3 protein-coding genes are annotated in these 5,263 nt (G+C 68.0%); 1 reads left to right on the top strand and 2 read right to left on the bottom strand.

Going from position 1 to position 5,263, the window contains the following annotated elements; genetic code table 11:
• Positions 1-124 precede the first annotated feature (124 nt).
• Complete coding sequence (locus AADX97_RS28520; protein WP_374237542.1) at positions 125-910, bottom strand: ABC transporter ATP-binding protein; 786 nt, start codon at positions 908-910, stop codon at positions 125-127.
• A 23-nt stretch (positions 911-933) separates the two neighbouring features.
• The gene (locus AADX97_RS28515; protein ID WP_374237543.1) at positions 934-2,949 is read right to left on the bottom strand and encodes a vWA domain-containing protein; all 2,016 of its coding nucleotides are present in this window, start codon (positions 2,947-2,949) and stop codon (positions 934-936) included.
• 394 nt (positions 2,950-3,343) lie between these two features.
• Here AADX97_RS28515 and AADX97_RS28510 point away from each other — a divergent pair.
• Positions 3,344-5,263 (top strand): hypothetical protein (locus AADX97_RS28510; protein ID WP_374239360.1); only part of this gene is annotated, 1,920 nt, incomplete at its 3' end.

The raw sequence follows: 5,263 nt of genomic DNA, 5'->3' as shown, positions 1-5,263 counted from the left end.
GTCCATCTTAGCCCCTCTCCCCTCGCGGGAGAGGGGTTGGGGAGAGGGGGGGAGAGGGGGGAGACGGAATGGCTAAGTTGTTTCTGAGCCGTTACTAAGCCGTGTCCCGAGCGATCCGTACCGTTCATGGCGCGTCCTCGAAACAGGAGCCGAGCCGGTCCGGCGCATCGAGCGGACGCGCCCGGATCTCGCGAAGACCAAGCGCGCGCACGCGCCCCTGCTCGTGGGTCGCGATCACCACCGCGGCACCGCTCTCGACGGCCAGATCGCGCAGCAGACCGAGCACAAGGTCCGCGAGCCGCGGATCAAGCGCCGATGAGGGCTCGTCCGCCAGCACCAGCGCCGGTCCGTGGGCAAGTGCGCGCCCGATCGCGACACGCTGCTGCTGGCCGACCGAGAGCTGAGCCGGACGCCGGTCCAGCAGCGCACCGATCTCAAGCGCCGCCACCAGGTGTGCGATCCGCGCGTCCTCGACCGGAAGCCCGAGCAGGCGGCGGTTGATGCCGATGTTCTCGCGCACGGTGAGGAAGGGCAGGAGTCCGCCGGTCTGCATCACGAAACCGATCGACCGGGCACGCATCCGCGCGAGTGCGCCCTCGGCGCGGGCGCGCCACAGCGCAGCCACATCCACCGGCGCAGCCGCATGCCAGAGAAAGTGCGCCCCCGGCAGCGGCGGCGCGGCAAGCCCGAGCAGCTCCAGCACCGTGCTTTTGCCGCTCCCGCTCTCCCCGGTGATGGCCAACGTCTCGCCGCGGGCGATGCTCAAGCACGGCACACTGACCTCGAATGACCCGCTGCCGTGCCCGTAGCGATAGCCCAGTCCGGTCGCTTCGATCAGAGGAACGTCGGTCGGCGCATCGCGAACATCGGGCGATATCGCCCGAGCGGGCAAGGCATCGGCAGGTGCCATCCGCGGCCACATCCGAGGAGACATCAGGGCAGATCGCGCAGCGGCACCGGATAGACCCATTCGCCCGCCGGGCTGCCCTCGGCCAGGCTCACCCAGCGGTCCGTGTCGGCGTTGTAGCGCTCGTAGAGCTTGATCTTGCCTTTGAGCCGGCTGACGAACTCGAACTGACGCTGCGTGCCCCAGCGCGACCAGGTGTCCTGATCTAGCGTCATGACGTCGCTCTTGTAGGGCAGGCCGTCGAGGTACTCCCCGAGCAGACCGAGATCCGCCAGCTTGGTCGCCTGCGGGCTCGCGGCGAGGGCCGGATCGCGTCCGTATTGGGCGGCGATGGAGCGCAGGCTATCGAAGAAGGCGTCGGGTTTCAGCATCCCGGCATCCGCGGCGTCGACGATCTGCTTGAGGATCCCGTGCAGATCGCTCAACTGGTCTTTGGTGATCAACACCCGTTCGTCGACCGTTCGCACCGTGGGGTCGGCAAGATCGCTGTCGCTGATCCAGCCCTCGAAGACCGACGGGGCGCGGGTGCCCTCCTCCCGGCCCAGATAGGCGAGCTGCATGGCGTGACCGAGCGCTCGGGTCGCCTCCCGAAGCGAGGCGGTCTCGGGGTCTTGCGCAACGCCGGGAGTCGGCAGGGCTGCGGTTGCCGTAGCGGCACGCGCACTGCCCGGCGCCAGATCGCCGCGTGCAGACGCCTCGATGCTCTCGATCACGGTATCGGACAGAGTGGCAACCGCCTTACCTAGCGCCGCGGCAGGGCCGTCCTGCACCGAGAAATAGAGGCTGCGCTGGATCGCGGCGTTGTTCGCCAGGGTCCGATACTGCGCCTCGGCCGCGGCGTGATTGGTCTTGCCCATCGCGGTCTTCAAATGCAGCACCATGAGGGCGACCCCCTTCTCGGCCGCCTCCGAACGCACCTGCTCGGCATGCAGACCCGTGGTTGAGGCATCGCCTTCGAGCGCACCGGCGTCGGTGATGAGCACGGCATAGCGTGCGCCGAAACGGTTCCAGGGGATCTCTTCCAGGGCAGTGATGACGCCCGCGTAAGGGTCCTCGTCGAATCGGTCCGTCGAGACCTTCGCCTCGGTAACCTTGGATGCGCGGGTCAGGAACTCGAGCCCCGAGGAGACCTCCGCGGGGTCGACAAACATCCGCGAAACATACTCCAGTGATTTGGCCGTGGCCGGATCGGCGGTCGGCGCGCGGAAGGCGACCAGACCAAAGGAGACCTTGTCCAGAAGCCCCGAGCCCTCGATCCGCCTGTAGACCTGCTCCGCCGCTGCGCGCGCCTCGTCGATGTACTGCTGCATCGAGACCGTCGAGTCGATGATGAAGACCACCGCCGCGCGGAAGCTGCCGAGCTGGGTTACCGGCTCGGCGCTGTCGTCCGGAGGCGGCGTGCTCGTCGGGGCCGCCGTCTCGGTGACCGAGGCCACCTTGAGCCCACGCATCAGATGACCCGAATCGGTGAAGACCTCCTCGAAGTCAAGGATCGGCAGCAGATAGAAGCGTGAGTTGATATCGATGAAGCGATCCGGCTCGATCGCGACCACGCGCGGATCGCGCCCGCCCTCGGCGATCTTGCGGGTCAGCGGCCCGACCTCGGCGGCCGGATCCGGCAGCGCCAGCAAGCCGTTCAGTGAATCCCAGGAATCATAGAACAGGGCGCGCTCGCGCGCGGCGCCCGGATTGGTGAAGGCCAAGGCCATCTGCTGAATCCAGGGCACCGTGTCCCCGGTCCGCAGCCAGCCGCTGACCTTGCCCTTGGTGTCGACCCCGACCTCAAGCAGGCGCTGTCCGTCGCGCTCGGTCTCGGCATAGACGTAGAAGCGCGAGAAGGCATCGACAGGACGCCCGGCATCGCCGCCCGGTTGCTCGGTCAGCATCGCCCCCGGACGGGTCAGCACCCGCTGAAAGAGCGTCTTCTTCCCGGCCTGCAGCAAGGGCGAGCGATCGGTCGACGGCTCGGCAAAGACCGGCACCACAGTCATCGCCACCGCGGCCAGCAGCAGCCAGACACTCAACCGCATTTTCAGGTGCATTCCAGTCATCCCGGCTCCTGTGATTGCTACGCTCCGACAGACCATTGCGCAACGCGGAAAGCCCGATGATCCGCTCCGCGTCTTAGTAGTGCCGCACGGCAGATGTGTCGAGACCGTTCCTTGTCGTTGTCGTTGTCCTTGTCGTTGTCGTTGTCGGAATCATGGTCGGAGTCGTATCGATGGTCGATTACGACAACGACAACGAAGCTGATCTCGGACGGTCCCGGAATCTCTGCACTGCTCCACTCGTAGAGTGCAGCATATCGACGATCGGCCTTGATCGGAACTCCGCCCATGAAACCTCATGCCGACACCGGGGGCCTTCGTCGGAAACAACTCGGATCACCCGGCACCCGGTTTAGAATCAGTCTAATCGATCACTCGGGAGCCCGCGATGACACCCTCGGTTCGTATCCTGACCCTGATCTACTCCGGTCCTCCTGCGGATCGGCTGGCGCCGGATCATCCCTGGCGGCAGTTCGACGCACTCGGCCGGACCCTGCGACGCCATCTTCCGGGCGCAACGGCAGCCGTCTTCGCCCGTCCCGAGATCGCGGTCGACGGCTCGGGTACGGTCACCTGGACCAGCGAGCTGGCCGGACAACCGCGCCCCTTCTCGGTTTTGAGCGACGAGGAGCAGGCGGCGGCGCGGCACGTCCTCGATGATCACCTGAATGCGATCTCACACCTGGCCGACGAGCTAGCCCGACGCGAACCGGACGATCCCGAGCCGGCACGTCTGCTGACCCGCGCCATCGTCTATCCGGGCGACGAGGCGGTCTATGTGATCGGCGGCGCCCCGGTGCTGATCTCCTGGGGCGGCACCGACCCCGGCCACCCGCCGCGCGCGGCCGGCGCGCCCGATCCCGCGACCGTGCCGCCACCGAAGCGTCGACCGGCATGGATTGTGCCGGTGCTCGGCTTGATCGCACTCGCCGCTTTGGGGCTTGGCGTGGGCCTGGGCGTTTGGCTCTGGCAGTTGCAGGAGACCGAAGAAGGGTTACGCGAGGATCTCGCCGTCGCGTTGGCCAACCAATGCGATCCGGTCGCGCCCCTCTTGGAGCTCGCCTCCCGCCTGGAGCGGATCGACCGCGAGGACGAACGCTACGCGGATATCCGCATGGCGGTCCTCACCGAGATCGGCATCTGCGAGGAGGCGGCCCTCTTTACCGAACGGCTCGCGACCGAGCCGCCCTGCGATCATCTGCCCGCCTTGGACGCCGAGCTTGCCTTCTACGACCTCGAACGCGAACCCTTCCGCGCCCTGAAGGCCGACCTGGACCGGCGGATCTCGGCCTGCACGCGGATCACAGGACTCGCCCAACGCCTCGATGCGGTCGTCGGCGATTGCCTCGCCGTCGCCGAGTTGGACCAAGAGATCGCGACGCTCGAAGAGCCAGCCCGCGAGCTCGCCGCGCTGCGCATCGGCCTGGACCGCGCGCTCGCCGCCTGCCGTCTCGCCGAGACGCTCCGCCCGCAGCTGGTCGGCGCATCGGAAGACTGCGCGGCACTGCGCACCCTGGCGCGGGAGAGCGCCCCCGCCTTCGTCGAGCTGGACGCAAGCCGTCCACCCTTGATCGAGATCCGACGCGGGCTCGACGAGGCCCTCGCACGCTGCGACTTGGCCGATCATCTGGAGGGCGAGCTGGCCCGCTCGCAGGACGATTGTCTGGCCCTCGCCGGACTCGACGAGACCCTGTCGCGCCATGACCCGAGCCGCGAGCCGCTCACCGCCGTGGCCGAGAGGCTCGCCATCGCGCTGCGCCAATGCGCGGACCTGACCGACCTCGAGCAGCGCTTCGCCGAGGCCAACGGTGATTGTGACCTTCTCCAAGCATTGGCCGCAGGGCTCGATGCCTACCGAAACAACCTCCGCTTCCTCGACATCCGCACCCGCCTGGCACCCGAGCTGGCGCTCTGCGGCGAGGCCGACGCGCTGGAGGAGCAGATCGCTGCCATCGGCGGTGACTGCACCAAGGCACGCGCGTTGGCGGCAGGTCTCGCCGACCAAGGCGACCCTCGCTTCGCCAAGGCGCGCGACGCACTCAAGGCGCCGATCGCCGACTGCGATCGGATCGACCGCTACACCCGACGCCTCGCCGAGGCCGGCACGGACTGCACGCGCCTCGTCGCCCTGGAACGCGACCTCAAGCGCGAGTCCGCCCCGACATTGCGACCGGTCCGGCAAGCGCTCGGCGAGCGGATCGGGCCGTGCCGCCCCCCGCCACCGAAACCTGTCGTGGCCCAAGCGCCCCCGAAGGCCCCGCCACCCGAGATCAGGCCCGGCACCAAACCGACTGCGCAGCCCCCAGCC

This window comes from Thiocapsa sp. C2-2m (assembly GCF_041903745.1).
GTDB lineage: Bacteria > Pseudomonadota > Gammaproteobacteria > Chromatiales > Chromatiaceae > Thiocapsa > Thiocapsa roseilacustris.
The sequence above is the reverse complement of the archived record's forward strand: the minus strand, read 5'-3'. Positions and strand labels throughout refer to the sequence as shown.

What these genes read in the sequence shown, in the direction of transcription:
- AADX97_RS28520 (WP_374237542.1), bottom strand. Translation starts at nt 910, where the DNA reads ATGGCACCTGCCGATGCCTTGCCCGCTCGGGCGATATCGCCCGATGTT.
- AADX97_RS28515 (WP_374237543.1), bottom strand. Translation starts at nt 2,949, where the DNA reads ATGCACCTGAAAATGCGGTTGAGTGTCTGGCTGCTGCTGGCCGCGGTG.